Raw genomic sequence first — 24,883 nt, 5'->3', positions numbered from 1 at the left:
CGCAGGCCCACACGTCCGAGATCGCAGGCGTGCTGCGATTGCACGCATCCCCCGATGCTGGCGGTGCACATCCTCGCACCGCTGGTGGAGGGGTTTCACCGGGCGTATCCGCGCGTGACGCTGGACATCCATGTGGACTCGTCGATGGAGCCGCCCGTCGGCAGCTTCGACATCACCTTGCTCAGCGACGATGCCGTGCTGGGTGCCAATGTGATCACCCGGCCGATCGTTCGCTCCGACAGCGTGGTCTGCGCCTCGCCCGCCTATCTGCAGCGCCACGGCATGCCGCAGTCGCCTGAAGACCTTGCCCTGCACCAGTGCCTGCTGCGGCGCCGCAGCGACACCAAGTCAGGGGTGATGCGGCTCTTCGATCCCCGGCAGGCGCAACGGGCGATGGACATCGAAGTGCAGCCGGTCTGCGTGGCCAACCACATCGACACCCTGCTGCGGGCGGCGCTCGATGGTGCGGGCCTGACTTCGCTGCCCGTCGATCTGGCTGCGCCCTACCTGCGCAACGGGCAGCTTGTGCGGGTGCTGGCGCCCTGGACTGCCGGCCGGTTCACGCTGTACGCGGCATTTCCCCGCCGCAAGTTCATGCCTGCGCGCACCCGTGCGTTTCTGGACTTCATGAGCGCGCACACCAAGCAGTCGGTCGAAGAGGCGTTGCAGGCTCCGTGCCCGATGGCCCAGACACCCGCCGCTTGACGCATCACGCCTGACTGGCGGGCTGGCGCAACGCGTCAAAGAAAGCTGTTTTGCCGCCAGGCTTCATACACCGTGACGGCCACGGCATTGGACAGATTCAGGCTGCGCTGGCCTGGAACCATCGGCAGGCGAAGCTGCTGCGCTGGCGGAAACGATTCCCGCAGTTCGGGTGGCAGGCCGCGCGTCTCGGCGCCGAACACCAGCCAGTCGCCTGCCTTGAAGCTGGTCTCATACACCGTGAGCGTGGCGTGCGTGGTCATCGCGAACATGCGGGTCGCATCGGGCTCGGCATCGCGCAGGAAAGCGGTCCAGCCCGCATGGCGCTGCACCTCGGCGTACTCGTGGTAGTCGAGTCCCGCCCGCTTCATCAGGCGGTCTTCCATGGAAAAACCCAATGGCTCGATCAGGTGCAGCCGGCACGCGGTGTTGGCCGCCAGGCGGATCACGTTGCCGGTGTTGGGCGGGATCTCGGGTTCGACAAGAACGATATGAAACATGGCGGCTATTGTCGGCATCCCCGCTGGGAGCGGCGGAAAAGCTCGTAAATAAAAGTATCGGCGGCAGCGATCCGGCGATCAATGGGCATCGGTGCGGGCAACGACCAACGCCGTGATGTGCGCGGCACCTGCTTCCCGCAGCACACGGGCGGCGGCATGCAGCGTGGCGCCGGTGGTCATCACGTCATCCACCAGAACGATCCGGCGGCCGGCCACCCGGGCGGAGCGTGCCGGCTCCAGCGCGAACGCCCCGCGCAGGTTGCGCAGGCGGTCCTTGCGGGGCAGGCTGCTCTGGGCTTCGGTGGCACGGGTGCGCAGCAAGGTGGCCCCATCCGCCTTGGCCGGCGACAGAGCGCGGGCCAGCAGAGCGGCCTGGTTGAAGCCGCGCGTCTGCAGGCGTTCTCGCGACAGCGGCACGGAAACAAGGTAGTCCGCCGCTTCGATGGCGGGCTCGACCCAGGGCGTGCTGCGCAGCAGCGTGGCCAGAGGCGGCGCCCAGCCGGGGTCCGCCCGGAACTTGAAATCGGCCAGCGCTTGCGCCCACGGATAGCCATATCCCACTGCGGCCACGCACGCATCCAGCGGTGGCGGGTCCAGAAGGCATTGGCCGCAGCGCGCGATGCCGGCTGAAACGGGGAGGGCGCAGGTCTGGCAGCGTGGCTGGGGCTGTGCGAACCGCGTGGCACAGGCTTCGCAGATGCGCCGTGCCGGCCAGGCATGGCAGACGGCGCACTGGCTGGGCACGGCGCTCAGTGCCGTGCCGATCCAGTGCGATATCCCTGCAAGGTGCCTATGGAGCATCGACTCAATATACTCGCCGCGACCCTTCTTTCCTCCCATGCCAGAGCACCTTCCCCCCACCATCGACCCAGCCGCCGCAGCGCGCTGGCACGAAGCGGCTCCGGCCCTGTCTCCCTGGCTGCACGAGGAGGTCGCCCGGCGCATGGATGAGCGGCTGCAGTGGATCCGGCAGGCGCCGGCCGCATGGTGCGACTGGGACCCGGTGCGGGGCGGCCTTCAGGGCCATGCGCTGGTGCGCCAGCGCTACCCGCAAGCCCAGTGCCAGGTCGTGGAAACCGCCGCGCGGCTGCAGCCCGTGGCCGAGCAGGCACTGGCATCGCCCTGGTGGAGCCCCTCGCGCTGGGGCGGCCGGGCCCCGCGCTTCGGCGTGCCGGCGGACGGTGGCGTCAACCTGGTGTGGGCCAACATGGCCCTGCACATGGCTGCGGACCCGCAGCGCCTGATCGGCCAGTGGCACCGGGCGCTTGCCGTGGACGGCTACCTCATGTTCTCCTGCCTGGGCCCTGACACCGTGCGCGAGTTGCATGCGCTGTATGCCGAGCTGGGCTGGCCGCCTGCCGGCCATGCGATGACCGACATGCACGACTGGGGCGACATGCTGGTGCAGGCAGGGTTCGCCGAGCCGGTGATGGACATGGAACACATCACCCTGACATTCGCCACCCCCGCGCGGTTGCTGCAGGAGTTGCGCGAACTGGGCTGCAATCTGCATCCCGCCCGCTTCCCGGCGCTGCGCGGGCGGCGCTGGCGCGAAAGGCTCGAACAGGCGCTGGCCGACCGGCTGTCCGATCCCCGGCAGGGCGGCCAGTTGGCGCTGACGTTCGAGATCGTCTATGGGCATGCCTTCAAGCCAGCGCCGCGTTTGCGCGTGAGCGAGAGCAGCGCCGTGTCTCTGCAGGATATGCGCGCCATGCTTCAGGGGGCTAAAAAGCCTGGGGCTTGAGGGTGTTTTCCCGGGGTGGGGCCGTCCCTGACCCCCGTCAACGGCACGCTACAATTCTTTGCGGTTGCAGATCCGGAACTTCGGACGCGCGGCGCGATCCACGCGGCCCCTTTTGAGAGATCGCCTGTTGCGGCAGAGCCTACAGGCCGCCTCATGGTTTGTACGGGGCTGTGCCTGCAATGCCTCCGTGGGCCTTGCAATCGGACCTCGGGAACGGCATGCTGCACGGTGCAAGGCACGCGCCAACCCGCGTACGCCTTGGGGTCAGGAGACAAAAAGCGAAGCACCGGCGGTGCTTCGTATTCGATGAAACCGGGTTCATGTGGAACCCAGGCGAGCAAAGGGCTGGGGCATTGCGCCGGAGCCCGGGCACGGTCTGGATGTTGGAATTCGCATGGCTTTGTGCGCCGCCCGACCCCACGCGGGGGCGCCCAGGGATTGGTTAATTGAGGCTTAGAAGTGAGAACTATGAAGAGCATTTCCAACAAGCTGGCTTCTTTGCTGCTGATGGCGGGTGCATGGGTGGGCACCGCAGCCCAGGCCGTGCAGGATCTTCCCGGTGGCCCGGCCGTCAACCAACTGAATCTGGCGCCTCCGGTCACCCGCATTGCCGAGGAGCAGCAGTTCCTGCACTGGATGATGCTCATCATCTGCACGGTGATCTTCATCGCCGTGTTCGCGGTGATGTTCTATTCGATCTGGAAGCACCGCAAATCGCGCGGCGCCAAGCCGGCCAATTTCCATGAATCCGTGACGGTCGAAGTCATCTGGACCATCGTTCCCTTCATCATCGTGATCCTCATGGCGCTGCCCGCCACCAAGGTGCTGGTCGCGCAGAAGGACACCACCAACGCCGACCTGACCATCAAGGTCACCGGCTACCAGTGGAAGTGGGGCTACGACTACATCACCGGCGAAGGCCAGGGCCTGGCTTACATCGCCACTCTGGACAGCAGCCACCGCCGGATGTCCGACAGCGGCAACGTGGCCAACGCGCCCGCCGACTACCTGCTCAAGGTGGACAACCCCCTGGTCGTGCCGGTCGGCAAGAAGGTGCGGGTGATCACCACCGCCAATGACGTCATCCACTCGTTCATGGTGCCGGCCTTCGGCATCAAGCAGGACGCCATTCCCGGCTTTGTGCGCGACACGTGGTTCCGTGCCGACAAGGTGGGCGACTACTACGGCCAGTGCGCCGAGCTGTGCGGCAAGGAGCACGCCTACATGCCCATCCACGTGAAGGTCGTGTCTGCCGCCGACTACACCCAGTGGGTGGCGGGCGAGAAGAAGAAGGCGGCCGCGAAGGCGGACGACCCGAACAAGGTCTGGACGCTGCAGGACATCCTGCCGCGCGGCGAGAAGGTGTATGCCGCCAACTGCGCGGCCTGCCATCAGGCCAACGGAAAGGGCGCGGGCCCCATCAAGCCGCTGGACGGGTCGGCCATCGTGAAGAGCGACGACCACACCCAGCAGATCCATACCGTGCTCAAGGGGGCGGCCAACGGCGCCATGCCTTCGTGGGCGCAGTTGAGCGACACCGACCTGGCCGCGGTGGTGAGCTACACCAAGAATGCTTGGTCCAACAAGACGGGGCAGATCGTGCAGCCGTCCGAGATCCTGGCCCAGCGTGGCAAATAGCCACCCACGCCCCAACGCATTGAGGAATCCAAGATGAGCGCAGTTCTCGACAACCACGGTCACGCGGGCGGCCACGCACACGACAGCCACGGTGAACACCACCACCACGGCCCCACGGGCTGGCGTCGCTGGGTGTTCGCCACCAACCACAAGGACATCGGCACGCTGTACCTGCTGTTCTCGTTCACCATGCTGATGGTGGGCGGCATCCTGGCGCTGCTGATCCGTGCCGAGCTGTTCAAGCCCGGCCTGCAACTGGTGAACCCCGAGCTCTTCAACCAGCTCACCACCATGCACGGCCTGATCATGGTGTTCGGCGCCATCATGCCGGCGTTCGTGGGCTTTGCGAACTGGATGATTCCGCTGCAGATCGGCGCCTCCGACATGGCGTTCGCGCGCATGAACAACTTCAGCTTCTGGCTGATGATCCCTGCGGCCATCATGCTGGTCACGTCGTTCCTGATGCCCGGCGGCGCGCCGGCAGCCGGCTGGACGCTGTATGCACCGCTTACCTTGCAGATGGGGCCGTCGATGGATGCAGGCATCTTCGCGATGCACATCCTGGGGGCTTCGTCCATCATGGGCTCGATCAACATCATCGTGACCATCCTGAACATGCGCGCGCCCGGCATGACGCTGATGAAGATGCCCATGTTCGCGTGGACCTGGCTCATCACCGCCTACCTGCTGATCGCCGTGATGCCCGTGCTGGCCGGCGCCATCACCATGACGCTGACCGACCGCCACTTCGGCACCAGCTTCTTCAACCCCGCTGGCGGCGGCGACCCGGTGATGTACCAGCACATCTTCTGGTTCTTCGGCCACCCCGAGGTGTACATCATGATCTTGCCGGCCTTCGGCATCATCAGCCAGATCGTGCCGGCGTTCTCGCGCAAGCGGCTCTTCGGCTACGCCTCCATGGTGTATGCCACCTCGTCCATCGCCATCCTGTCGTTCATCGTGTGGGCCCACCACATGTTCACGACCGGCATGCCGGTGACCGGGCAGCTTTTCTTCATGTACGCCACCATGCTGATCTCGGTGCCCACGGCCGTGAAGATCTTCAACTGGATCGCCACCATGTGGCGCGGCTCCATGACGTTCGAAACCCCGATGCTTTTCGCCGTGGGCTTCATCTTCGTGTTCACCATGGGCGGCTTCACCGGCCTGATCCTGTCGATGGCCCCCATCGACATCCAGCTGCAGGACACCTATTACGTGGTGGCCCACTTCCACTACGTGCTGGTGGCCGGCTCGCTGTTCTCCATGTTCGCCGCCTACTACTACTGGGCGCCCAAGTGGACCGGCGTGATGTACAGCGAAACCCGCGGTCGCATCCATTTCTGGGGTTCGCTCATCACGTTCAACGTGACGTTCTTCCCGATGCACTTCCTGGGCCTGGCGGGCATGCCGCGCCGCTACGCCGACTACCCCATGCAGTTCGCCGACTTCAACATGCTGGCCTCCATCGGCGCATTCGGCTTCGGCCTGATGCAGGTGTACTTCTTCCTGTTCGTCGTGGTGCCTGCAATGCGCGGCAAGGGCGAAGTGGCGCCGCAGCGGCCTTGGGAAGGGGCCGAGGGCCTGGAGTGGGAAGTGCCATCGCCCGCGCCTTTCCACACCTACGAAACGCCGCCGAAGCTGGATGCGTCGGCCACCCGCGTGATCGGTTGAGAAGGACCATTCGATGACCCCCGAGCAAAAGAAGGCCAACCTGCGCATGGCGCTGATCCTGGCATCGGTGGCCATCGCCTTTTTCGTCGGCTTCCTGGTGAAGATGGCCTGGCTGGCCCGCTGAAGGACCGAGAACGCCATGGGCATGCTGCGCACTGAAAACGCCAAGATGGTGGGCAAGCTGGCCGTGATTTCGATCGGCATGTTCGCCTTCGGCTATGTGCTCATTCCCATCTACAAGCACATCTGCGAGATGACGGGCATCAACATCCTCTCGCTGGCCGAGCGGCAGGTGCCCGGCAACGGCGTGGCCGGCCGCGACGTGAAGGTGCCCGCGAACACGCAGGTGGACAGGAGCCGCACGATCACGGTGGAGTTCGATGCGAATGCGCGCGGCCCGTGGGACTTCAAGCCCGCGCAGCGCTCCATTCAAGTGCATCCGGGCGAGCTGGCCACGGTGATGTACGAGTTCCAGAACATTCAGAACCGCCGCATGGCCGCGCAGGCGATTCCCAGCTACGCGCCGCGGCAGGCGGCAGCGCACTTCAACAAGCTGGAGTGCTTCTGCTTCAACCAGTACACGCTGGAGCCCGGAGAGAAAAAGCAGTGGCCCGTGGCGTTCGTGATCGACCCCCGGCTGTCCAAGGACGTGACCACGATCACCCTGTCCTATACCTTCTTCGAAGTGGGCGGCAAAACGCCGCCTGCGCCCACGGGACCGACCGCCGCGTTGCCCGCAAGCGCGCTGCAAGGGGCCGGATCATGAGCGCGCGCGATCCCGGTGCATCGCCCGCGCGCCGCAAAGGCTCGCTGCTGCGCACGGTGCGCGCGGTGGCGTGGTCGTTCATCGGTTTGCGCAAGGGCTCGGAATACCAGCAGGACATCGAGCGGCTGAACCCCATCCACATCATCGTGGTCGGCCTGGCCGCGGCGCTGCTGCTGGTGGTCGGGCTGATCGCGCTGGTCAACTGGGTCGTCTGACGGACGGCCGCAGACGAGACGGATACACGGATAACAACGATTTGAGATTCAGGAGCTGACATGAGTGCATCTACCCCCGGCACCACCCCGTATTACTACGTGCCCGCCGAATCGCGCCATCCGGTGATGGCGGCGGCTGGACTGTTCTTCGTGATCCTCGGCGCAGGCCAGTGGGTCAACGGGCACGATTGGGGCAAGTATTCGCTGGCCCTGGGCATGGTGTGGTGGCTTTTCGTGCTGTACCAGTGGTTCCGCGACGCCGTTCGCGAGAGCGAAGGCGGCCTGTACGGCCACAAGATCGACCTCTCGTACCGCTGGAGCATGAGCTGGTTCATCTTCTCGGAAGTGATGTTCTTCGGTGCCTTCTTCACCGCCCTGTGGTGGGCGCGTTCGCACTCGGTGCCTGCGCTCGGAAGCCTCGACAACGCACTGCTGTGGCCCGATTTCAAGGCCGTGTGGCCGAGCATGGCGGCCGGCATGACCGCATCGCCCGCCGGCATCGTGGAGCCCTTCCAGACGGTCGGCCCGTTCTGGCTGCCGACGATCAACACGGCGCTGCTGCTCACCTCCGGTGTCACATTGACCATTGCGCACCACGCGCTGCGTGAAAACCACCGCGGCAAGACCATCGCCTTCATGTGGGCCACCGTGCTGCTGGGCATCGTGTTCCTGTGCGTTCAGGGCTACGAGTACTACCACCTGTACACGGAACTGAACCTCAAGCTCAGCTCCGGCGTCTTCGGCTCCACCTTCTTCATGCTGACGGGATTTCACGGTTTCCACGTGTTCATCGGCATGCTGATGCTGCTGTTCATCACGCTGCGGCTGCAAAAGGGCCACTTCACCCCGGAAAAGCATTTCGGCTTCGAAGGCGCCGCCTGGTACTGGCACTTCGTGGACGTGGTGTGGCTGGGCCTGTACGTGCTGGTGTATTGGCTCTGAGCGGCTTCGAAACCGCTGACGAAAAAAGCGCCGCGGGGCGCTTTTTTCATAGTGGCGCCGGGCTGCGGGCGGCGCCAGCCCGAAGCTTGAATGGCCTGGCGCCGCTGACCGTTCAGCGGGTGACCGGCAGCCCTGTGGGTTGGATGTATCCCAGCTTCCACGCCGCCAGCAGGCAGAGGAAGAGCAGAATCGACAGCCCCACGCGAACGGCGAGCGCGCGGGCCATGTGGCCGCTGCGGGCCTTGTCGTTGCGGCCGTTGCGCATCATGAAGAACAGCGCAGATCCGAGGCTCGCCAGAATGGCCAGGAAGGCCAGCACCACCACGTATTTCATGGAGCGCATTATCCCGTGACATTGGCAAGAAGCCCACTGGGCTGGCGATTCTGGCTGGTCAGCCTGGCGGCGATCCTGGCGATGGCGGCGACGGCGTCGCTCGGGCGCTGGCAGCTTTCCCGCGCCGCCCAGAAGGAAGCCTTGCAAGCCGCGATCGACGAGCGCGCCGCACGGCCGCCGCTGGAGGGCGCCACCCTGGCGGCGCTGCCCCCAGGCACCGGGGCGGACGATCCGCTGGTGCACCGCCGCGTGGTACTGCGCGGCCGATGGCTGCCCGAGCACACCGTGTTCCTGGACAACCGGCAGATGCAAGGCCGGCCCGGCTTTTTCGTGCTCACGCCCCTGCAGTTGCAGGGCAGCAGCACCGCCGTGCTGGTGCAGCGCGGCTGGGTGCCGCGCAATTTCCAGGACCGGACACAGCTGCCCGAAATCGCCACGCCAGCCGGCGAAGTCGAAGTGCCGGGACGCATCGCGGCACCGCCTTCGCGGCTCTACGAAATCGGCCCCACCGGCAGCGCCGAGGGGTCTTCCCGCATCCGGCAAAATCTGGACCTCGCGGCCTATCGCGGCGAGACCCGTCTGGCACTGGCGCCGCTCACGGTGCTGCAGACCGGTGCCGCGGGCGACGGGCTGCTGCGCGATTGGCCCGTGATCGACGCCGGGGTCGAAAAACACTACGGCTACGCCTTCCAATGGTTCGGGCTTTGCGGCCTGGTGGCAATTCTCTATGTCTGGTTCCAACTCATCCGACGCTTCCTTCGCCCACGCCGCCAGCCAGCCGCCTGACGCGCCCGATGGCGCCCATCCGCTGGGCCTCACGGTGCACAGCCTGCCTGCGGCGGGCGGCGCGATGGCGGCCGTGCAGCAGTCCCGCCAGGGGCGCTGGAAGATGCTGGCCGTGTTTTTGGTGTGCGCGGCCCCCGTGATCGCCTCGTACTTCACTTACTACGTGCTGCGGCCCGAAGGGCGCCGCAATTTCGGCGAGCTCATCGATCCGCAGCGCGCCATGCCAGCCGGCCTGGCGGCGACGGGCCTCGATGGCACCACCGGCCGGCTCGACCAGTTGCAGGGCCAGTGGCTGCTGGTGAGCGTTGCTCCCGGCGCCTGTGCCGCACCCTGCCAGAACCACCTGTACCTGCAGCGCCAATTGCGCGAGAGCCTGGGCAAGGACAAGGATCGCCTCGACTGGGTCTGGCTCGTCACCGACGCCACCGCACCGCCCCCCGAAATCCAGCCGGGCCTGCAGAAAGCCCAGGTGCTGCGCGTGGACGCGCAGGCGCTCGCCGGGTGGCTCGCGCCAGCGGCGGGCCATGCGATCAGCGACCACCTTTACGTGGTCGATCCCATGGGCCACTGGATGATGCGTTTCCCCGCCAGCCTGGACGCGGCCGGTGCGGCCAAGGCCAAGCGCGACCTGGAGCGGCTGATGCGCGCCTCGGCCTCGTGGGACCAGCCCGGCCGCTCGTCGGGAACGCCGTGATGCCGGACGCCCAGCCGCTGTACGACCTGGCTCCGCTCGCCCGCATGGTGCTGCTGGGGGCGGTGATCGCGCTCGGGCCCCTGGCGTGGGTGTGGCTGCGCAACCGCGGCAGCTCGCGCGTGCGGCGCCTCCAGGCGCTCACGGTGCTGACGTTGTTCCTCACCTTCGACCTGGTGCTGTTCGGCGCCTTCACGCGGCTCACCGATTCGGGCCTGGGCTGCCCCGATTGGCCGGGCTGCTACGGCAACGCGAGCCCGCTGGGCGCGCACGCCGAAATCTCCGCCGCCCAACAGGCCATGCCGACCGGCCCGGTCACGCACGGCAAGGCCTGGGTGGAGATGATCCATCGCTACCTGGCCAGCGGCGTGGGCATGCTCATCATTGCGCTGACGGTCGGTGCCTGGTGGCAGCGGTTTCGCGCTGCCCGGCACCAGGGCCCTGCGCCTGCCATGAGCCCCTGGTGGCCCACCGTCACCCTGGTGTGGGTCTGCCTGCAGGGCGCGTTCGGTGCGCTCACGGTGACCATGAAGCTGTTTCCCGCCATCGTCACGCTGCACTTGATCGGCGGGCTGGTGCTGCTGGCACTGCTTTGCGTACAGGCCGTGCGCGAGACCCGCGCCGCACGCGGCCTGCAGCCCGTGCCGTTGAGCCGTGGCCTGCGCGGCCTGCTGGTGGCGACGACCGTGCTGCTGGCCGTGCAGATCGTGCTGGGCGGATGGGTGAGCACGAACTATGCGGTGCTCGCGTGCACCACTTTCCCCACCTGCCAGGGCAGTTGGTGGCCTGACATGGCGTTCGGCCAGGGCTTTCAGGTCTGGCGGCCGCTGGGCCTGCTGCAAGATGGCACCCACATCACTTTCGCCGGCCTGACGGCCATTCACTATGCCCACCGGCTGGCCGCGTATGCGGTGCTGCTGGCGCTCGGGCTGCTGGCCTGGCGCCTGCACCGCGCCGGGCAGTTGCCTGCCCAGGCGCGGTGGCTGGCCGGATTGGCATTGATGCAGTTCGCCACCGGGCTCTCCAACGTGGTGCTGGACTGGCCGCTGGTCGCTGCCGTGCTGCACACCGGCGGCGCGGCGGCGCTGGTGCTGGTGCTGACCTGGGCGCTTGCCGCGAGCCGTTCCCTGGGTGCCGTGCACCCTGCCGCAGCCGGTGCCAAGACAACCGCGCCCCGAGGCGCAACGAGAATCTCCGCATGAGCGCTGCCCCCGCCCCCGCTGCCCCCCACTATTCGACGCCGTCCCGCATGGCGCAGTTCTATGCCCTGACCAAGCCGCGCGTGGTCCAGCTCATCGTGTTCTGCGCATTCATCGGCATGGTGCTGGCCGTGCCCGGCATGCCCAGCGGCGTGCAGTGGGCGCACATGGCGGTCGCCTGCGCCGGCATCTGGCTCGTCGCGGGGGCGGCCGCTGCGTTCAACTGCATCGTGGAGCAGGGCATCGACGCCAAGATGAAGCGCACCGCCTGGCGCCCCACCGCCAAGGGCGAGTTGTCCAACACGCAGACCCTGCTGTTCTCGGCGCTGCTGTGCGCGGCCGGCTCGGTGGTGCTCTACCTGTGGGTGAACCCGCTCACCATGTGGCTGACCTTCGCCACCTTCGTCGGCTATGCGGTGGTGTACACGGTGATCCTCAAGCCGCTCACGCCGCAGAACATCGTGATCGGCGGGGCTTCGGGCGCCATGCCGCCGGTGCTCGGCTGGTCGTCGATGACGGGCGATGTGGCGCCGGAAGCGCTCATTCTTTTCCTCATCATCTTCCTGTGGACGCCACCGCACTTCTGGGCCCTGGCGCTCTACCGCGTGGAGGACTACCGCAAGTCGGGCCTGCCCATGCTGCCCGTCACGCACGGCAATGAATTCACGCGGCTGCAAGTCTTTCTGTACACGCTGATCCTGTTCGCAGGGTGCCTCATGCCCTTCGTGTACGGCATGAGTTCGTGGATCTACCTGGCGGCTGCGGTGGTGCTGAGCGCTGGCTTTTGCGCCTACGGATTCCGGTTGTGGCGCAACTATTCGGACGCGCTCGCCCGCCGGACCTTCCGCTTTTCCCTCATCCACCTGAGCCTGCTTTTCGCCGCGCTGCTGGTGGACCACTATGTGCTGTGATCGCCATGAACAAACGCAATGCTCTTAAAAATATAGCTGGAAGCGCTTTGCTGATAAGTGCTGGAGGCCTGCTGGCTGCATGCTCCAAGAAGGGCCCGGAGTTCCGGGGCGTGGACATCACGGGTGCCGACTACGCCAAAGACCTGCCCTTGCCGGACCACAACGGCCAGCAGCGCCACCTCAAGGATTTCGCGGGCAAGGTCGTGGTCGTGTTCTTCGGCTACACGCAATGCCCCGACGTGTGCCCCACCTCGATGGTGGAGCTGGCGGAGGTCAAGCGTTCGCTGGGCAAGGACGGCGACCGGCTCCAGGGCATCTTCGTCACCGTGGACCCCGAGCGGGACACCCCCGAAGTGTTGAAGGCCTACATGGCCAACTTCGACCCGACCTTTCTGGCATTGCGCGGCAGCCCCGAGCAGCTGGCTGCCGTCGCCAAGGACTTCAAGATCTATTACAAGAAGGTCGACGGCAAGACCCCCACGAGCTACACCATGGACCACTCGGCCGGCAGCTACGTGTACGACCCCGCTGGCCGGCTGCGCGTGTACAACCGCTACGGCAGCGGTGCGCAGGCGCTGGCCGCCGACGTGCAGGCGTTGCTGAACGAGGGCTGAGCCAGTGCGGCAGCCAGGCCGGTCGTGCGTGCGGCCGGCGCCGGGTGCATGGCCATTGCCTGTGCCGCTGAAACAGGTGTTTCGGCCCCTCGTGCCAACCCAGCAAGGCGCGGCCGCGCGATGGCGCAGTGCCAGCGGTCCTGCCGGGCCAATCCACCTGCACGTTCGATGTGCGCAAGCCCCCGCGCCACCGTCTCGTGCGTCGTGGCCAGCAGCGATGCCAGCAGCGCCTGCGTCGGCAGCCGAACCAGAGAACTGCGCTGCAAGTCGGCCAGCAGCAGCAGGGCGCCGGCCAGGCGTGCCGTGGCGCGGCGCACCCGCAGCAGCCGGGACCAGTCGGCCAGTTGCGCCTGGGCCCTGGCGTGTTCTTGTGACAGCGCGTGCAGCAAGCCCGTCAGGGCCGGGCCGCCGTGCCCTGCAGTCAGCGCGGCCGCAGGCATCTCGCACAGCCGACCGTCGGCCACGGCGGTGGCGGACAGCGCCATGGGCGCCGCGAAAAGGGGCGTCGTACCCAGCGCCTGACCGCAACCCGCCATGCCCACAGGCAAGTCCTGACCATCGGTGCCCCGGCGGTGCAGTAGCACCGTTCCGATCTTGACGATCTGCAGCACTGGCACCGCCCGGCCTTCGAGCGTCAGCCGCTCGCCCTTGCGGAAACGCCGCTCCACCAGGCCGCAGGCCCGCTGCACCTCCCAAGGCGCGCGGCCGAGCAGGCAATGCGATCGGCAAGCGCAGGACTGGCAAAGGGGAATGGCGCTGCCGGTGCTGAGAGCGATGTCTGGAGCCGATCGAAGGGTATGCATGAAAAAAGGCTCCACCGCAATATCCACTAAGGCATATTGCTATGAAAAATATAGCAAAGTGACAGCCGTGGATGGATGCCATGGCATGGCAACCGCCGCACTTCAGGCGTAGGCCACCTCACCGTGCCGGCCCTCGATGCGCTCGCCTGCCGACAGCGACATCAGCAGCAGGGCGATCTTCTCGTGCAGGATGACCGTCTGCTGATTGCCCGCGTCCACCATGTGCCGGCGCAGTGCTTCGCGCACGGCGGGCTCGCCAGTCACGTCGATGACGATGTCCACGGTGCTGCCGTGCTCGGTCAGCAGGTCCGTGAAGCGGGTCGTCACCGGAATGCCTCGGCTGCGCGCCAGCGCAATGCCGGGCAGCGAAAGGTCCAGGTCCGCCACGCCGAGCAGCGTGACGAACGGCGCCGCCAGCAACTGCTGGAGCAAGGGGGTGCCGGTATGGCCGGCGCCGATGACGACGATGCGAAAGGGCTGCATGGCACGCCTTGGTGGTGTGAAAGGCGCCAGTCTGCCGGCCCCGCGCCTGGCCAGGCATGATCTGCATCAACATCGGTGGCCGCGCCGGGTACGCAGCCCGGTGGGATCGATCAGTCCGCGCGAATCCCCTGCGTCCGGATCACGCGGGCCATGAGCGCGGTGTCGGCCTGGATGCGGTTGGCCAGCCCCTGCGCCGAGGTGCCGGCCACCTGCCAGCCCTGCTGAAAGAGCTTGGCGCGGATTTCGGGACTGCGGGCGATCTCGGCGATCAACGCGGACAGCCGGGCCTGTACCTCAGCAGGCATCGTGGCCGGAGCGGCGAAGGCGTTCCAGATTTCCAGGTTCAGATCGGTCACGCCGGCTTCGGCCAGGCTGGGAACGCCCGGCACCAGCGTGCTGCGTCCGGCGGAGGTGACGCCGATGAGGCGCAGCTTGCCGGTGCGCTCCTGCGACAGCGCCAGCGCCGGTGGCAGCAGGGCCATCTGCAACTGGCCGCCCAGCATGCCCGTGGCCACCTGCGGGTAACCGGGGTAGGGCACATGCACCGGCGCAATGCCGGCGCGGGCCTTGAGCAGTTCCGTGCCCAGGTGCCCCACGGTGCCCACGCCGGGCGTGCCGTAGCTCCAGCGGTTGCCGGCCTTGCGTGCCGCGTCGAGGAACGCGCGGGCATCGGCATCGGCGGGCACGTCCGGCTGCGCGGAGGGGGCGGTCAACACCAGGGGCGAGGTGCCGATGAGGCTCAGCGGCGCCAGATCTTTTTGCGGGTCATACGGCACCGCCGGATTGAGCAGCCTGGCGATCGTCAGGTTGCCGTTGATGAACAAGCCGATGGTGTGGCCGTCCGTGGCTTTCGCCACGGCATCGGCACCGATGTTGCCGCCCGCGCCCACCTTGTTTTCCACGATCACCGGATGGCCCAGCGCCTGCGCCAGCGGCTCGGAGAACGTGCGCGCCGTCAGATCGGGCGAGGAGCCCGGCGGAAAGCCCACGATGATGCGCAGCGGCTTGCTCGGCCATCCTGGCGTGGCCGGTGCTTTGGCTGCCGGCTGCGCCGATGCCGTGCCCAGCGCACCAGCGAGCGACAAAGCCACCATGAACGTACGGCGGTGGAGAGCAGCAAAAATCATGGGATCGTGTCCTTGGGGTGGAAGCGGCGGGCCGGGCGCCCGCGCACAAAGAAAAAGCGCGCAATCCACCAGGATTTGCGCGCTCGTGATTATCGCCATGCCACCCTTCGGCGGCACCGCCGGTCCGTCAGGCGTATTCGACCAGGGCCTTCTTCATCTTCTTCATGGCGGCCACTTCGATCTGGCGGATGCGCTCGGCACTCACGCCGTACACGGCTGCCAGTTCATGCAGCGTCATGCCGCCCGAACCATCGTCGTTCACCTTCAGCCAGCGCTCTTCCACGATGCGGCGGCTGCGTTCGTCCAGGCCCGACAGCGCGGTGGCGATGCCATCGGTGGCGAGGACATCGCGCTGGCGCGACTCGATCATGGCGGTCGGCTCGTGTGCGCCGTCGGCCAGGTAGGCGATGGGGCCGTAAGCCTGTTCACCGTCATCGGACGGCGAAGGGTCCAGCATCACGTCGCCGCCCGACAGGCGGGTTTCCATCTCGATCACCTCTTCGCGCTTGACGTTGAGATGCCGCGCCACGGCGTCGATCTCGCGCTCGGACAGCGTGTCTCGGTGGGTGGCGGCATCGGCTGCGGCAGCGTCGGCCTTGAAGCCCTGCTTCATCGAGCGCAGATTGAAGAACAGCTTGCGCTGCGACTTGGTCGTCGCCACCTTGACCATGCGCCAATTCTTGAGGATGTACTCATGAATTTCCGCCTTGATCCAGTGCATGGCGTAACTCACCAGGCGCACGTTCTGATCGGGGTCGAAGCGCTTGACGGCCTTCATCAGGCCGACATTGCCTTCTTGGATCAGGTCGCCGTGGGGCAGGCCGTAGCCGAGATATTGGCGGGCGATGGACACGACCAGACGCAAGTGCGACATCACCATGCGGCCCGCCGCATCCACGTCGTTGTTTTCCTTGAGTTGGCGCGCGTACGTGCGTTCTTCTTCCGCCGTCAGCAGCGGAAGGCGGTTGACCGCCGAAATGTAGGCGTCCAGGTTGCCCAAGGGGGGGATGAGCGCCCAAGGATTGGCGGGAGCCAGAGCAGTCGCTGCGATGCCAGATTGAAGCGTCATTCCAGAGATCCTTTCTTCCATGTCATTCATGTTAGCACTCAGTAAGAGGGAGTGCTAAGGGACTGGTTCCCGCCATTTCGTAGGACAGGGTGGATGAGTCCTTGAAGAAAAATTATGGGGCCGTGCAGGTTCCATAACGATTCGCTGCTATGAAAAAAGCAGCGAAAAAATCAAAAAACTTCGTTTCGTGAACAATCAATTCACCGGATGGCACCAATTCGGGCTGCCTCGAAGCGCCTGCCTCTCCTTGCCTGGGGTCGGGAGAGGCAGGCCAGGGGCGTCAGGTCAGCAGCGCCTGTGCGAATTCCTTGGCATTGAACGTTTCCAGGTCTTCGAGTTTTTCGCCCACGCCGATGAAATACACGGGAATCGGCCGTTCCTGGGCGATGGCGGCCAGCACGCCGCCCTTGGCCGTTCCGTCCAGCTTGGTCACGATGAGCCCGGTGAGCTGCAGGGCGTCGTCGAAAGAGCGTACCTGGGCCAGGGCGTTCTGCCCGGTGTTGCCGTCGATCACCAGCAGCACCTCGTGCGGAGCCGTGGCGTCCGCCTTGGTCACCACGCGTTTGATTTTCTGCAGCTCCTGCATGAGGTGCAACTGGGTCGGAAGGCGCCCGGCCGTGTCCACCAGCACCACATCCTTGCCGCGCGCCTTGCCGGCGGTCACGGCGTCGAAGCTCACCGCTGCGGGGTCGCCCCCTTCCTGGCTCACGATCTCGACCGTGTTGCGGTCAGCCCAGACGCCGAGCTGTTCGCGCGCCGCCGCGCGGAACGTGTCCGCCGCGGCCAGCAGCACGGCGGCGCCTTCGTTGGCCAGGTGCTTGGTCAGCTTGCCGATGGACGTGGTCTTGCCCGCGCCGTTGACCCCCGCGACCATGATCACGGTCGGCGTATGGCGGCCGATGACCAGGGATTTCTCCAGCGGGCGCAGCAGATCGGCCAAAGCATCGGCCAGCAGGGCTTTGACGGCGGCGGGGTCCGTCGTCTTGGTGTCCTTCACGCGGCGCTTGAGGTCCTCCAGCAGGTGCTGCGTGGCCTTGACGCCGGTGTCGGCCATGAGCAGCGCCTCTTCCAGTTCTTCATAGAGCGCGTCGTTGATCTGCGTGCCGGTGAAGACGGTGGCGATGCTGCTGCCGGTCTTGCGCAGGCCGTTCTTCAGGCGGTTGAGCCATCCCTTGCGTTCCGCTTCCACGGGTGCCGAGTCCGCCGCTGGGGCTGGCACGGGTGCGGGGATCGGCGCGGGCGCAGGAACCGCAGGGGGCGGCGGGAATGGCGCAGGTGCCGACACCTTGAAGGCGACCGGCGCAGGGGCCTGAACAGGGGCGACCGGCGTTGGTGGTGCTGGTGCTGGTGCTGGTGCCAAGGCAGGAGGGGCGACCTGCACGGGTTGCGCGACCGGCATGGCAGGGGCCGCAGGCGCCGCCGGAGCCGGTGGTGCTACCGGTACAGGCATCGCGACCGGCGCGGACGACAGGGCTGCTGGGGCTGGCGGCGGCACCGGGACCGGGGCTGGCACCGATACCTCCACCGGCGCCTTCGCTGCGAAAGGATTTCGCAGCCAGCCGAAGCCCCCGGAAGGCGCAGGCGTGCCGGCGGGTGCCGCAGCAGGCGCCGGCGGCGCGCTGGAGGGCGGGGTTGCGGGCACGGGGACGGCTGGCGCAGCCTCCGTGGAAAGGGGGGCTTGCGGCTCGGTGGGGGAAGCGGGCTTTTTCTTGAAAAAACTGAACATTGGAAGGTTCTTAGAATCGCATCCATTCTATGAAACGCGCTATCACCCTTCTGGGCCTGCTGGCCTGCGTGCACGCCGGGGCCCAAACCCCGCCGTCCGCACCCCCCTCGCTCCCCCCTTCGGCCCAGGACACGCAGGCGCAACGCCCTGCGTCCACAGGGGTTCGGCAGTTCACCTTGAAGAACGGAATGCAGCTCATCGTGCAGCCCGACCGCAGGGCGCCCACGGCGGTGCACATGGTCTGGCTGCGGGTCGGTGCGATGGACGAGGTGGATGGCACCTCCGGCGTCGCCCACGCACTGGAGCACATGATGTTCAAGGGCTCCAAGACCGTGCCCCCGGGTGAGTTCTCGCGCCGCGTGGCCGCTTTGGGCGGGCAGGAAAACGCCTTCACCAGCCGCGACTACACCGGCTACTACCAGCAGATTCCCGCGAACCGGCTGGAAGACGTGATGAAGCTGGAGGCCGACCGCTTCGCCAACAACCAGTGGCCCGATGCCGAGTTCAAGCGCGAGATCGAGGTGGTCAAGGAAGAGCGCCGCATGCGCACTGAAGACCAGCCGCGGGCCGCGCTCATCGAGCAGCTTTATGCCGCGACCTTCATCGCCTCGACCTACCGCCGTCCCGTCGTCGGCTGGATGAGCGATCTGGATGCGATGACCGCTGACGACGTGCGGGCCTTCCACCGGCAGTGGTACGTGCCGGCCAACGCCGTGATCGTGGTGGCCGGCGACGTGGAGCCCGACAAGGTCCTCGTGCTCGCCGAAAAATACTACGGTCGCATTCCCGTGCGCGCGGTACCGGCGCGCAAACCCCGCCTAGAGCCCGTACAGCAGGGCATCCGCCGCATCGCCTACAAGGCCCCAGCCGAGCAGGCCTACGTGGCCCTGGCGTTTCGCGTGCCCAGCATCGAGCGGCTCGAAGGCATGGCCGACAGCGACCGCGATGCGCTCTCGCTGCTGGCGCTGTCGGCCGTGCTCAGCGGCTACGACGGCGCACGGCTGGAGCGCGCCTTGAGCCAGGGCCCCGACCGCGTGGCCGACAGCTCGGACAGCTCCGCATCCGTCGTGGGCCGCGGCCCCAGCGTTTTCCTGCTGACCGGCGTGCCGGCCCCCGGCAAGACCCCGCAGCAGGTCGAGGACGCCCTGCGCGCCGAGGTCGCCCGCATCGCCCGCGAAGGCGTGAGCGAGGCCGAACTGGCCCGCGTGAAGACGCAGTGGGCGGCCTCCACCATCTACCAGCGCGATTCGCTGCAAAGCCAGGCCAGCGACCTGGGCAGCAACTGGGTGCAGGGTTTTCCGCCCGACGCCGATGCGCGCCTCATCGCCCTGCTGCGCGCGGTCACCCCCGCGCAGGTGCAATCGGTGGCGGCCCGCTACTTCGGCGACGACCAGCTCACCGTGGGCACGCTGCTGCCGCAACCCCTGGCCCCCGGCGCGAAGCGCGCCGCACCCGCGGCCGGTGCCGACGGGCGGATGCATTGAGAACGCGCAGGAACCCACCCATGAAAACCATTCGACGACTTTCTGCGCGTGCCTGCCTCGCCTTTGCCGGCGCCTTGTGCCTGGCGCACCCCGCCTGGGCGCTCTTGCCCATCCAGCACTGGACGGAGCCCAGTGGCGCCCGTGTCTGGCTGGTGGAGAGCCCCGCCATCCCCATGGTCGATGTGCAGGTGGACTTTGACGCGGGCGCACGCCGCGATCCGGCCGAGCAGGCCGGCCTCGCGAGCGCCGTGGCGTCCATGTCGTCCAAGGGCGTGCGCGCCCAGGGCAGCGAACCGGCCATGGATGAAAACGCGCTGGGCGAAGCCTGGGCGGACCTCGGCGCGAGCTTCGAAGCAGCGGCCGACCGCGATGGCCTGAGCTTTTCGCTGCGCTCGCTCACAGAGCCCGACCTGCTGGACCACGCCGCACGCCTGGCGGCCCGGCAACTGGCCCAGCCGAGCTTTCCGCAAGACATCTGGCAGCGTGAACGATCGCGTTGGGAAGCCGCCCTGAAAGAGGCGGAGACCCGCCCCGGCACAGCGGCGGCCAAGGCCTTCGGCAGCGCGATGTACGGCACCCATCCGTACGGCCAGCGCGCCACGCCCGAGACGCTGGGCCGCATCGCGGTCGCCGACATGCAGGCCTATCACGACCATTACGTCGAAACCTGCAGGGCGCGCGTGAGCATCGTGGGTGCCGTCACCCGGGCGCAGGCCCAGGCGCTGGTGAAGACGCTGCTGTCGCAGATGCCCTCTCGCGATCCCGCCACCTGCCAACCGCTGCCGCCGGTGGCGGAGGTACAGGCGCTGACCGCACCGGTGCAGCAGGACATTCCCTTCGCTTCGGCGCAGGCGCACGTGCTGATCGGGCAACCGGGCTTTGCGCGGCGCGATCCGGATTTTCTGGCGCTGCTGGTGGGCAACCACATCCTGGGTGGCGGCGGCTTCACTTCGCTGCTGACCAGCGAGGTGCGCGAAAAGCGCGGCCTGAGCTACAGCGTGTACAGCCAGTTCTCGCCGGGCTTGAACACCGGCGCTTTCCTGATCGGTTTGCAGACGCGCCCCGACCAGGCCGCGCAAGCGGTGAAGGTGTCGCGCGACGTCATCGCCCGCTTCGTCGCCCAGGGCCCGACCGAGGCCCAGTTGCGTGCCGCCAAGGACAACCTCATCGGCGGCTTCGCCCTGCGCATCGACAGCAATCGCAAGCTGTTGGCGAATGTCGTCAACATCGCCTGGAACGACCTGCCTCTGGATTACCTGGAGCACTGGACCGACCGGGTGCAGGCCCTCACCGCAGCCGACGTTCGCGCCGCCATGGCCCGCAAGCTGCAACCCGATCGCATGGTCACCGTCGTGGTCGGAGGCAAGCAGTGAGCCGGCCCGCACGCCGCGCGGCACCCGCAGTGCCGGCCCCCGCCGCTCGAAAGCCCGCCGCAAAGGGCGCGGGGGAGGTCCGCATCATCGGTGGCCAATGGAAGCGCACCCGCCTTCCGGTGGCCCAGCGACCCGGCCTGCGCCCGACGCCGGACCGCGTTCGCGAAACGCTCTTCAACTGGCTGGGGCAGGACTTGAGCGGCTGGCGCTGTCTCGACGCTTTCGCCGGCACCGGCGCTCTCGGATTCGAGGCTGCCTCGCGCGGCGCGGCGGCGGTGCAGCTGGTCGAAAACGATCCCGCCCTGGTGGACCAACTGCACACGCTGCAACAGCGCCTGCACGCGATGGCCGTGCGTGTGCAAAAGGGCGATGGCATCGCGGCGCTGCGCCACTGCGCGCCCGGCAGCCTGCATCTCGTGTTCCTGGACCCGCCTTTCGACAGCCCCCTGTTCGAGCCGGCGTTGGCTGCCGCCGCTCAGGCCGTCGCCGCAGCGGACGGCTTCATCTACCTGGAGGCGCCACAGGCCTGGGACGAGGCAGCGCTGGCCACCCTGGGGCTGGTGGTTCACCGCCATCTCAAGGCGGGCGCGGTCCACGCCCACCTGCTGAAAAAACAGTGACGCTATTGAATTGATAGCTATATCCCCTAGAGGAATATGCGCTGGAGGCCTTTTTGGCTTGAAGCTCTCATAGCTGCCGGTTCCTTTGGAGCGGGTTTTCGGTCCACTGCATAATCCGCCCCTGCGCCCGCTGAACCGCGTGTGCCCCCCTGCCGCCAAACCGCAAAGGAGCGACCACGCCATGGCCCAGAACGTCCTCGCCATTTATCCGGGTACCTTCGATCCCATCACGCTGGGCCATGAAGACGTTGTGCGCCGCGCCACGCAGCTCTTTGGCCGGGTGATCGTGGCGGTGGCTGCCGGGCACCACAAGAAGACCCTGTTCAATCTCGAAGAGCGCATCGAGATGGTTCGCGAAGCGGTCCGCGCATACCCGCAGGTTCAGGTGGAAACCTTCTCCGGCCTGCTCCGCGACTTCGTGGTCGAGCGGGGCGGAAAAGCCATGGTGCGCGGCCTGCGCGCCGTGACCGATTTCGACTACGAGTTCCAGCTGGCGGGCATGAACCGCAGCCTCATGCCCGAGGTGGAAACCGTCTTTCTCACGCCGAGCGACAAGTTCCAGTTCATCAGCAGCACCTTCGTGCGCGAAATCGCCCTGCTGGGCGGCGAGGTGGACAAGTTCGTCTCGGCGGAGGTGTCCGAACGGCTGGCCGTCAAGGTCCGCGCTTTATCGTCCTGACCCGCTTTTGGCCGCGTAGCCTGCCACGGGGCTGACGTGCCTCAGTGGGCCGGCAGCACGCCCCGCGCCGACTGCACCACCTCGTGCACGAATCGCAGCTTGGCCAGCGCCCCGGACGACAGGGCGAACGGATAGGCGTCCTGCTGGCCCAGGCTGCGGTTCAGGCTGTTGAGCAGCAGCGTGAGGGGCACCCATTCGCTCACCATGGCGTCGAAATCCGGTAAGCGCATCGCGAACGGGTCGTTCATGGTGTAGCGCCGGGCCGCGCCGGCCTTCGGCTTCGGAATTTGCAGGCCTGTGTGGTAGCTGGAGGCCGTCTCCAGCAGGTCCACCATGTGCAGGTAGTGCGCCCAGGTCTCGGCCCAGTCTTCCCAGGGGTGGGCGGTGGCGTAGGCGCTCACATGGTCGTCGCCCCAGTCCCGAAGGTGCGGGCTGCTGGCGTAGTAGGCCTGCAGCGCGGCGCCGTAGTCTTGCCGCTCGTCGCCGAAAACGGCGCGGAAATTGTCGAGCTTGCCCTGGTCGCGCAGCAGCCGGTCCCAGTAGAAATGTCCGGACTCGTGCCGCAGGTGGCCGATCAAGGTGCGATAGGGTTCGTGCAGGGCCAGCCTGCGCCGGGCCCGCTCGTCATCGTCGGCTTCGGCGATGTTGAGCGTGATCGTGCCGCCGGAGTGCCCGGTGATGACCGGATACCCAGGCTGGTCGGCCAGGAACTCGAAGTTGGGGCTATCCCCAGCGGGCGCCGGCTCCAGCCCCAGTTTGGCCAGCGTGTAGTAAAGCTGGCGCTTGGCGTGCTCGATCTGTTTCCACCGGCGCAGGTTGGCCGGCTCGGACAGGTCGGGAAGGGTGCGCGTTTGCCGGCACGAAACGCACAGGCTGTGCGGGTCATCGGCGGTCAGCGCGAAATTGCAGGCGCGGTGGGCCGAGCGGTGGTGGCACAGGCGGTACAGCGGTTGTGCGCTACCGCGTGCCGAGTCAGCCACCCTTTCCCAGAGGTCCGAATCGTCACGCAGGCCGGACACGGCCGGCACCAGCGCGGCCATCGTCATTTGGTCAGGAAGAAACGCCAGCTTGGCGCCGCAATGCAGACATTGGACGCTGTCGAAGAAAACCAGATGACCGCATTGGTCGCAATTGAATACCTGCATGGTGCGAGCTTAGGGCCTGTGAGATATCTTGCAGCGCACATGCGGCAAGAGTGTGGCAACCCTGTGGGCTTTGAAAGAAAAACAGGCTCCGAAGAGCCTGTTTTTCTGGAGGGTGGCAAGCCGTCAGGCCTGCGGAACCTCAAGGACGCACAACGATGCTGTTGCGCACGTCGCGCACATGCTTGGTGTTGCGGGCGATGGATTCAGCCGTGTTCTTTTCGGTTTGCGACTTGGCGAAACCGGACAGTTGAACGGTGCCGTTCAGCGTTTCCACGCTGATCGACGTTGCGGAAACCGATTTGTCTTCAGCCATCTTGGCCTTCACTGCGGTCGTGATGCCGGCGTCGTCCACGTAGGAGCCGACGGTTTGCTGATCGCGCGCCACCGAGCAGCCTGCGGAGATGATGGTTGCGCCAGCGAGGGCTGCAAAAGCGAGGGCACGTGCGTATTTCATGATTTATTTCCTTGGTTTGGTTGAACACGGGTGCTTTGGGGTTCTGCAGCCCATCGACCTGTTGCACCCTCCGTGGTCGATGAACTGTTTCTTGGGTGGCGTTGCGCCTTTCAGCGCTGCAGCCAATCCTTGAGTTCGTCGGCATGCTCTTCTTCGTCGGCCAGGATGCCTTCCAGCATCCGGCGCGTCGTCGGGTCCTTGTCGCCGATCAGCGTGATCATCTGGCGGTAGGCTTCCACGGCGATGCGCTCCGCCACCAGGTTGGCGCGAACCATGGCCTTGAGGTCGGACGATTCGTCGTAGTCGGCGTGGCTGCGTTCTTCCAAGGTGCTGGGCGAAAAATCAGGCTCACCGCCCAGTTGCACGATGCGCTGCGCGATCTTGTCCGCGTGGGCGGACTCTTCATTCGCATGCACCAGAAACTCGGCGGCGATCGCAGGAGACTCCATGCCATCGGCCGTGAAATGGTGGCGCTTGTAGCGCAGCACGCAGACCAGTTCGGTCGCCAGGGCATCATTCAGCAGCTTGACGATGGCATCGCGGTGGGGGCCGTATGCAGGGGTCACTGCCCCTTCTTCGAGGTCTTGGGTCGCTGCGAAATGGAGCGCCTTTTCATCCAGCACGAGGGTCTGGGAATCGGCCGGCGAATGGGTGGCCGGGTTGAGAGCGGTTTCAGGAGGCATGGAGCGCTCGCTTGTTGTTATGGGTGTTTTCTAAGCCGTGGACGACGAAGTCGTTCAATAGTCGTAGCGGCGGGGACGGCGGCTCATCATGCAAAGCGCTGCCACTGCGGCGCCGGCAACCGCAGCCATCAGCAACGACTTGCCAGGCTGCTCGACCACATAGCGCGTGGTGACGTCTGCTGCCTGATTCAGTTGGCGGCGCGCGCGTTCGGTGGTGTCAGCACAGTACGAAATACCGCGCGAGGCCAGATCCTGTGCCCGGGCTGCCAAATCGTCGATGAGCGGGTTCACCTCGCTGTGCAGTTCATCGACCTTGCGCTCTGCCTTGTCCAGGGTGGCATTGGCTGCGGTGCGGGTGGATTGCACGGCGTCCTTGGCAGAGTCCAGCATGCTGTCGGCTGCACTGTGGGCGGAGTCCACGGCTTTTTGTGCGGCGTTCTGAGTGTTCATCATGATTGAAGTCCTTTCGGGATTGCGAAGGTAGGCGAGCCAGCTTGATTCGTGAGCGTTCTGGTCAAGCG

Annotated in this window: 29 protein-coding genes; 17 read left to right on the top strand and 12 right to left on the bottom strand. The window is 66.5% G+C overall.

Features of this window, described 5'->3' with window-relative positions; all coding sequences use genetic code 11:
- Nucleotides 1-54: 54 nt before the first annotated feature.
- Nucleotides 55-705: a substrate binding domain-containing protein gene (locus AVHM3334_RS06275; protein WP_349816612.1), complete on the top strand. Its 651-nt coding sequence runs from the start codon at nt 55-57 to the stop codon at nt 703-705.
- A 35-nt stretch (nt 706-740) separates the two neighbouring features.
- On the opposite strand, the gene trmL is transcribed toward AVHM3334_RS06275, so the two are convergent.
- On the bottom strand, nt 741-1,202 hold the full coding sequence (trmL, locus tag AVHM3334_RS06270; RefSeq protein ID WP_284410611.1) for a tRNA (uridine(34)/cytosine(34)/5-carboxymethylaminomethyluridine(34)-2'-O)-methyltransferase TrmL: 462 nt from the start codon (nt 1,200-1,202) through the stop codon (nt 741-743).
- Nucleotides 1,203-1,280: 78 nt separating this feature from the next.
- A complete protein-coding gene (locus AVHM3334_RS06265; protein WP_284410610.1) occupies nt 1,281-2,003 on the bottom strand; it encodes a ComF family protein in 723 nt (240 codons plus the stop codon).
- Between the two features lie 37 nt (nt 2,004-2,040).
- On the opposite strand from AVHM3334_RS06265, the gene AVHM3334_RS06260 reads away from it, so the two are divergent.
- The 7 genes from AVHM3334_RS06260 to AVHM3334_RS06230 all read left to right on the top strand — a co-directional run bounded on the left by AVHM3334_RS06260 (nt 2,041) and on the right by AVHM3334_RS06230 (nt 8,181).
- Nucleotides 2,041-2,946 carry a biotin synthase gene (locus AVHM3334_RS06260; protein ID WP_284410608.1) on the top strand — a complete coding sequence of 302 codons (906 nt, stop codon included), beginning with the start codon at nt 2,041-2,043 and terminating at the stop codon, nt 2,944-2,946.
- A 468-nt stretch (nt 2,947-3,414) separates the two neighbouring features.
- Nucleotides 3,415-4,584 (top strand): cytochrome c oxidase subunit II, encoded by a 1,170-nt coding sequence (coxB, locus tag AVHM3334_RS06255; protein WP_284410605.1) that lies wholly within the window; start codon nt 3,415-3,417, stop codon nt 4,582-4,584.
- Between the two features lie 33 nt (nt 4,585-4,617).
- Nucleotides 4,618-6,258 (top strand): cytochrome c oxidase subunit I, encoded by a 1,641-nt coding sequence (gene ctaD / locus AVHM3334_RS06250; RefSeq protein ID WP_284410603.1) that lies wholly within the window; start codon nt 4,618-4,620, stop codon nt 6,256-6,258.
- Between the two features lie 13 nt (nt 6,259-6,271).
- Entirely contained in the window at nt 6,272-6,382 is a 111-nt protein-coding gene (locus AVHM3334_RS06245; RefSeq protein WP_284410601.1) for a cytochrome oxidase small assembly protein, read from the top strand.
- A 21-nt stretch (nt 6,383-6,403) separates the two neighbouring features.
- Nucleotides 6,404-7,024 carry a cytochrome c oxidase assembly protein gene (locus AVHM3334_RS06240; RefSeq protein WP_502869870.1) on the top strand — a complete coding sequence of 207 codons (621 nt, stop codon included), beginning with the start codon at nt 6,404-6,406 and terminating at the stop codon, nt 7,022-7,024.
- Nucleotides 7,021-7,239, top strand: coding sequence for a DUF2970 domain-containing protein (locus AVHM3334_RS06235; protein WP_284410597.1), 219 nt, complete (start codon nt 7,021-7,023; stop codon nt 7,237-7,239). The genes AVHM3334_RS06240 and AVHM3334_RS06235 overlap by 4 nt, the downstream gene beginning before the upstream one ends.
- Before the next feature lie 60 nt (nt 7,240-7,299).
- Nucleotides 7,300-8,181 carry a cytochrome c oxidase subunit 3 gene (locus AVHM3334_RS06230; protein ID WP_284410596.1) on the top strand — a complete coding sequence of 294 codons (882 nt, stop codon included), beginning with the start codon at nt 7,300-7,302 and terminating at the stop codon, nt 8,179-8,181.
- A gap of 112 nt (nt 8,182-8,293) precedes the next feature.
- Here the strand turns inward: AVHM3334_RS06230 and AVHM3334_RS06225 are convergent, their stop codons facing one another.
- Entirely contained in the window at nt 8,294-8,524 is a 231-nt protein-coding gene (locus AVHM3334_RS06225; RefSeq protein WP_284410594.1) for a twin transmembrane helix small protein, read from the bottom strand.
- A gap of 6 nt (nt 8,525-8,530) precedes the next feature.
- Here AVHM3334_RS06225 and AVHM3334_RS06220 point away from each other — a divergent pair, with 6 nt between their 5' ends.
- Genes AVHM3334_RS06220 through AVHM3334_RS06200 form a run of 5 tightly spaced genes read left to right on the top strand, consistent with a single transcriptional unit; the run spans nt 8,531 to nt 12,716 of the window.
- Nucleotides 8,531-9,301, top strand: a complete 771-nt coding sequence (locus tag AVHM3334_RS06220; protein WP_284410592.1) for an SURF1 family protein — start codon at nt 8,531-8,533, stop codon at nt 9,299-9,301.
- Nucleotides 9,243-9,995, top strand: coding sequence for a redox-active disulfide-containing membrane protein (locus tag AVHM3334_RS06215; RefSeq protein ID WP_284410590.1), 753 nt, complete (start codon nt 9,243-9,245; stop codon nt 9,993-9,995). Before AVHM3334_RS06220 ends, AVHM3334_RS06215 begins: the two co-directional genes overlap by 59 nt.
- On the top strand, nt 9,995-11,194 hold the full coding sequence (locus AVHM3334_RS06210; RefSeq protein ID WP_284410589.1) for a COX15/CtaA family protein: 1,200 nt from the start codon (nt 9,995-9,997) through the stop codon (nt 11,192-11,194). Before AVHM3334_RS06215 ends, AVHM3334_RS06210 begins: the two co-directional genes overlap by 1 nt.
- Nucleotides 11,191-12,102, top strand: coding sequence for a heme o synthase (cyoE, locus tag AVHM3334_RS06205; protein WP_284410587.1), 912 nt, complete (start codon nt 11,191-11,193; stop codon nt 12,100-12,102). The genes AVHM3334_RS06210 and cyoE overlap by 4 nt, the downstream gene beginning before the upstream one ends.
- A 5-nt stretch (nt 12,103-12,107) precedes the next feature.
- Nucleotides 12,108-12,716, top strand: coding sequence for an SCO family protein (locus AVHM3334_RS06200; RefSeq protein WP_284410585.1), 609 nt, complete (start codon nt 12,108-12,110; stop codon nt 12,714-12,716).
- Here the strand turns inward: AVHM3334_RS06200 and AVHM3334_RS06195 are convergent.
- From AVHM3334_RS06195 to ftsY, 5 genes are all read right to left on the bottom strand, one after another.
- Nucleotides 12,656-13,519, bottom strand: coding sequence for a Crp/Fnr family transcriptional regulator (locus tag AVHM3334_RS06195; RefSeq protein ID WP_284410583.1), 864 nt, complete (start codon nt 13,517-13,519; stop codon nt 12,656-12,658). The two genes, AVHM3334_RS06200 and AVHM3334_RS06195, sit on opposite strands and share 61 nt — an antisense overlap.
- A 102-nt stretch (nt 13,520-13,621) precedes the next feature.
- Nucleotides 13,622-14,002 (bottom strand): oxidoreductase, encoded by a 381-nt coding sequence (locus tag AVHM3334_RS06190; protein ID WP_284410581.1) that lies wholly within the window; start codon nt 14,000-14,002, stop codon nt 13,622-13,624.
- A gap of 110 nt (nt 14,003-14,112) precedes the next feature.
- Nucleotides 14,113-15,129, bottom strand: a complete 1,017-nt coding sequence (locus AVHM3334_RS06185) for a Bug family tripartite tricarboxylate transporter substrate binding protein (protein ID WP_284410579.1) — start codon at nt 15,127-15,129, stop codon at nt 14,113-14,115.
- A gap of 127 nt (nt 15,130-15,256) precedes the next feature.
- Nucleotides 15,257-16,198 (bottom strand): RNA polymerase sigma factor RpoH, encoded by a 942-nt coding sequence (gene rpoH, locus AVHM3334_RS06180; RefSeq protein WP_284410575.1) that lies wholly within the window; start codon nt 16,196-16,198, stop codon nt 15,257-15,259.
- Between the two features lie 280 nt (nt 16,199-16,478).
- Nucleotides 16,479-17,597 (bottom strand): signal recognition particle-docking protein FtsY, encoded by a 1,119-nt coding sequence (gene ftsY / locus AVHM3334_RS06175; protein WP_284410573.1) that lies wholly within the window; start codon nt 17,595-17,597, stop codon nt 16,479-16,481.
- 356 nt (nt 17,598-17,953) lie between these two features.
- On the opposite strand from ftsY, the gene AVHM3334_RS06170 reads away from it, so the two are divergent.
- From AVHM3334_RS06170 to coaD, 4 genes are all read left to right on the top strand, one after another.
- Nucleotides 17,954-19,408 carry a M16 family metallopeptidase gene (locus AVHM3334_RS06170; protein ID WP_284410571.1) on the top strand — a complete coding sequence of 485 codons (1,455 nt, stop codon included), beginning with the start codon at nt 17,954-17,956 and terminating at the stop codon, nt 19,406-19,408.
- Between the two features lie 20 nt (nt 19,409-19,428).
- Nucleotides 19,429-20,781: a M16 family metallopeptidase gene (locus AVHM3334_RS06165; protein WP_284410569.1), complete on the top strand. Its 1,353-nt coding sequence runs from the start codon at nt 19,429-19,431 to the stop codon at nt 20,779-20,781.
- A 29-nt stretch (nt 20,782-20,810) separates the two neighbouring features.
- Nucleotides 20,811-21,401, top strand: coding sequence for a 16S rRNA (guanine(966)-N(2))-methyltransferase RsmD (gene rsmD, locus AVHM3334_RS06160; RefSeq protein WP_284410722.1), 591 nt, complete (start codon nt 20,811-20,813; stop codon nt 21,399-21,401).
- 181 nt (nt 21,402-21,582) lie between these two features.
- Nucleotides 21,583-22,080: a pantetheine-phosphate adenylyltransferase gene (gene coaD, locus AVHM3334_RS06155; RefSeq protein WP_092741517.1), complete on the top strand. Its 498-nt coding sequence runs from the start codon at nt 21,583-21,585 to the stop codon at nt 22,078-22,080.
- Between the two features lie 41 nt (nt 22,081-22,121).
- Here the strand turns inward: coaD and AVHM3334_RS06150 are convergent, their stop codons facing one another.
- The 4 genes from AVHM3334_RS06150 to AVHM3334_RS06135 form a co-directional block, all read right to left on the bottom strand.
- Complete coding sequence (locus AVHM3334_RS06150; protein WP_284410566.1) at nt 22,122-23,225, bottom strand: zinc-binding metallopeptidase family protein; 1,104 nt, start codon at nt 23,223-23,225, stop codon at nt 22,122-22,124.
- A gap of 139 nt (nt 23,226-23,364) precedes the next feature.
- The gene (locus AVHM3334_RS06145; protein ID WP_092741513.1) at nt 23,365-23,679 is read right to left on the bottom strand and encodes a BON domain-containing protein; all 315 of its coding nucleotides are present in this window, start codon (nt 23,677-23,679) and stop codon (nt 23,365-23,367) included.
- Between the two features lie 110 nt (nt 23,680-23,789).
- The gene (locus AVHM3334_RS06140; RefSeq protein WP_284410564.1) at nt 23,790-24,362 is read right to left on the bottom strand and encodes a ferritin-like domain-containing protein; all 573 of its coding nucleotides are present in this window, start codon (nt 24,360-24,362) and stop codon (nt 23,790-23,792) included.
- A 54-nt stretch (nt 24,363-24,416) separates the two neighbouring features.
- The gene (locus AVHM3334_RS06135) at nt 24,417-24,812 is read right to left on the bottom strand and encodes a hypothetical protein (RefSeq protein ID WP_284410721.1); all 396 of its coding nucleotides are present in this window, start codon (nt 24,810-24,812) and stop codon (nt 24,417-24,419) included.
- Nucleotides 24,813-24,883: the final 71 nt, after the last annotated feature.

Origin of the sequence: Acidovorax sp. SUPP3334 (assembly GCF_030159055.1) — a bacterium.
Lineage (GTDB): Bacteria > Pseudomonadota > Gammaproteobacteria > Burkholderiales > Burkholderiaceae_C > Paracidovorax.
This window is presented reverse-complemented; position numbering and strand designations above follow the sequence as displayed.